The 1,927-nt window shown below is 57.1% G+C and carries 3 protein-coding genes; all 3 read left to right on the top strand.

The window, feature by feature from the left end:
- Positions 1-115: 115 nt before the first annotated feature.
- Entirely contained in the window at positions 116-496 is a 381-nt protein-coding gene (locus K344_RS24055) for a hypothetical protein (protein WP_157622894.1), read from the top strand.
- A 361-nt stretch (positions 497-857) separates the two neighbouring features.
- Entirely contained in the window at positions 858-1,241 is a 384-nt protein-coding gene (locus K344_RS24060; RefSeq protein ID WP_157622896.1) for a molecular chaperone DnaJ, read from the top strand.
- Between the two features lie 72 nt (positions 1,242-1,313).
- Positions 1,314-1,763, top strand: a complete 450-nt coding sequence (locus K344_RS23540; RefSeq protein ID WP_084197368.1) for a hypothetical protein — start codon at positions 1,314-1,316, stop codon at positions 1,761-1,763.
- The last annotated feature ends 164 nt before the right edge of the window (positions 1,764-1,927 follow it).

A 1,927-nucleotide genomic window follows, 5' to 3' on the forward strand; every position in this document is an offset into this window, starting at 1 on the left:
GCTTGCTCGCTCCTGCGGCTCTGGCAACTCGCTAACCCGCGTTACGGCCTTCGCGGAGGTCAGCGCCTCTGACTGCGGAAGGCATACTGTCTAGCCATCAACAAGGAGTCAGCTCATGCGCGTCACGAAGGGCGGAACTGACATGTGGTGTCCCGGCTGCAAGCAAATAGCCACTTGCAAGGCGGTGCCGGCCGCACAGGTCACATTCGACGCAGCCGACTACGGTCAACGAAAATACTACGCGACTCACTCTGACATTCAGTTCTTCCAGCGTGGTCGCGAGTGCCTGTCTTGTGGGCATGAATTCGTCTCCGCTGAAGTTGATTCCGGATTCCTCGAGGAGCTCATTGAACTTCGAAACGCCCTCAGCACGATCAAGAGCAACGCCGAGGCTTATGTCAAAGAATCGGCGGCTGCATCGAAATCTCTTGATCAGCTGAGCGAGTCATTGGGAGTCCTTCGTGCGCTCAGCGTCTACAAGCGCGCTGATGGCTAACCCCTCCGTCAAGGGGACGTCCCGCAAGCGGGCCGCCCCTTACGTCGAACGTTGGGTGTCGCTGAAGGTTTAGTTTTCATCGGTGAGTTCAGAGCCAATATGAAAGCGCCATTCCACCCCCATCGTTCTGGCACATCTGCAACTTCCAGCCGCACTGAGTTTCATCCGGGCCAAACTCCGGCGTGGCACAGTTCTCGTTCTGTAGGCGCATCGCCATTGCGGGCGGTGCCGGCTTCGGCAAAGCTCAGTTCATCCAGCTTCGCTGGTCTCCAGCACAAAATGGGGCTTTCGTGAGTTTCATCCGGCAGCACACCCAACTAGCGGCTCCAGGCGACGGCTTCGCCGCGCCTGAGCCAGGGCGTTGGGCCTCAAAGCCATGCAGAAACTCCTTCCCGTAGTTCTCTTGCTTTTGGCTGGCTGTGCCGCAAGTGCGCGCCAATCAAGCATCGGCTATCCATCGGCATTGGCCGCACTTGAAGACCTGAAGTCAAAACCTGGCGTAGAACTCCGGGAGGAAATGGGCTGGACAGTGGCAACTGATCGAGCCGCATACACGGTTTGGTCGTTTACTCCGGTTGGCCATCCGGCACACCCTGCAGCCGTGAAACGTATCGTCACTGAAAAAGACGGTGCGGTCTGGATGGATACCAAGGTTCTTTGCCAAGCGACAAGAGCAGCGTGCGACCAGCTAGTAGAGGACTTCAAACAACTCAATGAACGCACTCGCCAATCAATGCAACGGTAGGCCCAACCAGGCGCTCAAGCCGGCGGTCAACGCTTCGCGTTGCCCCGCGGCTTAGCTAAGGCGTTGGACCTCATGAAAGGCATCTTCGACACCATCTTGTGGCTCAAATCTGAGAGCACAGGAAAGCAATTTCCCGCCGTACTATTTTCCGGCGACACCGACATGGTGACAGCAGGTTGGGTTTCGTTAACGAGCGCGCTAAAGAGTGAGCTAGTCGTGACCCAGTTAACAGCTGAGGAATACCAAGCAACTGCCAAAGACTCGTCTGGCTACCTACAGGTAGAGCAGCGCATGAATGCGGCCCTTGGCCGCACTGACCTTAGGTGTCTGTGGTTTGTTCGTGCGGAGCAGGCCGCTCCAAGTGGAAGGGGCTTATCGTTTCAAGAGTTCAAGAAAGCGTATGTCCCTCCAGTCATCTACTATCGAGACATCTACCAGGCAGGTGCAGTTGCTAGCGAGGCATCCCGCGTCTCGATCAGTGAGTTTGAGCGAGGTGGAGGCAAGCTGGTGGTCGTGCAATGAGGTCCAACCATCGCATGCAGCCGACGGATTTGCCTTCGCTTCGCTGCGGCAAATCCGCGGCTGATGCGGGGCGTTATAGCCGTGAAAGGCCCAAGGCATAGCGTGGTCAACCTCGGAAACATCGTGCTTCTTTCAGGCTTGCAGCGAGCCGGGTTGCAGTTCGG

The sequence above is a fragment of the Solimonas soli DSM 21787 genome (assembly GCF_000474945.1).
Taxonomy (GTDB): Bacteria; Pseudomonadota; Gammaproteobacteria; order Nevskiales; family Nevskiaceae; genus Solimonas; species Solimonas soli.

Excerpts from the sequence above, each read along its gene's own strand:
- K344_RS23540 (WP_084197368.1), top strand. The coding sequence starts at position 1,314 with ATGAAAGGCATCTTCGACACCATCTTGTGGCTCAAATCTGAGAGCACA.
- K344_RS24055 (WP_157622894.1), top strand. The coding sequence starts at position 116 with ATGCGCGTCACGAAGGGCGGAACTGACATGTGGTGTCCCGGCTGCAAG.